The 1,167-nt window shown below is 76.1% G+C and carries 1 protein-coding gene and 1 tRNA gene; one reads left to right on the top strand and one right to left on the bottom strand.

Features of this window, described 5'->3' with window-relative positions; all coding sequences use genetic code 11:
* On the bottom strand, window positions 1-663 hold a 663-nt coding region (locus G3I42_RS22350), incomplete at its 3' end, for an MFS transporter (protein ID WP_343244626.1).
* Window positions 664-965: 302 nt separating this feature from the next.
* On the opposite strand from G3I42_RS22350, the gene G3I42_RS22345 reads away from it, so the two are divergent.
* A tRNA-Cys gene (locus G3I42_RS22345) sits at window positions 966-1,037 on the top strand.
* The last annotated feature ends 130 nt before the right edge of the window (window positions 1,038-1,167 follow it).

Genomic DNA, 1,167 nt, shown 5'->3' with positions numbered 1-1,167 from the left:
GGCGAGGCGGCCCCGGGGCGCGGCGCGCGGCGATGCGTCCGGGTCCGCGGGCAGCGGCCCGGCGGCGCGGCGGCGGATCTGCGGGAGGGCGATGAGGAGGGGGAGCAGGATGAGGACGGGGATGCCGAGGAAGACCCAGCGCCAGCCGAGGTGTTCGGTGACGGTCCCCGCGACGAGCGGCCCGACGACCGAGGGCACGACCCAGCACGCCGAGAACGCGGCGAGGATCGCGGGCTGGAGCCTGCGCGGGTACGCACGGCTGACGACGACGTACAGCGCGACGATCACGAGCCCGCCGCCGAGCCCCTGCACCGCGCGCCCGAGCACGAAGACCCACATGCTCCCCGCCGTGCCGCACAGCAGCAGCCCGGCCGCGAAGCCGCCGATGCCGAGCGTGATCGGCGCGAGCGGGCCCGCGCGGTCGGCCCACTGGCCCGCGAGGACCATGGCGAACAGGCTCGTCGTGAAGTACGCGGAGAAGGCGAAGGCGTAGAGCGGGACGCCGTGCAGCTCGCGCGCCGCGACCGGCATCGCCGTACCGACCGCCGTCGCCTCGAAGGCGATGAGCAGGACGACGGAGACGATGCCGAGGCTGAGGGCGAGGTACGGGCGCGAGAGGACACCGCCGGCCGGGGCGGGCTCGGGGACGGGGAGTACCGGTATCGGGACGGGGGCGGCGGCTTCGGCGCCGCCGGGCTGCTGGCTCGTACTCACCGGCCCAGGGTAAGGGGCGAATGCGGCATACGCCCCTGTCGGAAGCCGGTCCGCCGCTCGTCCTTTCGGCGTACGACTCGGGGCGGCCCGGGAGAGGTGGCCGCTCCCGTACGTGGCCTCCCGTGAACGCCGTATGTCGGCTCCGTGGCAGGGACGGCCGCACCCTTGCCCGCACCCCGGGCCCGCTCCTACGGTCGGGGTACCGCACAGCACACGGCGGGCCATGGACAGCGGTCCGTACGTGTGCGCGTGGCCGTGTGCCCGAGTGGCTCAGGGGCCGGCCTGCAAAGCCGGTTACGTCGGTTCGAATCCGATCACGGCCTCCGCCGAGGCAAGGGCCGGGCGTCCCGGGAGAAGGGGACGCCCGGCCCTTCGGCGTGCGGGGTCCTGCGGCCGGTACGCCGCTCGCACCCCGGGCGGCCTGCCCGGCCGCGCGCCCCGCCCGCCCGCGCC

Origin of the sequence: Streptomyces sp. SID11385, from assembly GCF_010548245.1 — a bacterium.
Lineage (GTDB): Bacteria > Actinomycetota > Actinomycetes > Streptomycetales > Streptomycetaceae > Streptomyces.
The sequence above is the reverse complement of the archived record's forward strand: the minus strand, read 5'-3'. Positions and strand labels throughout refer to the sequence as shown.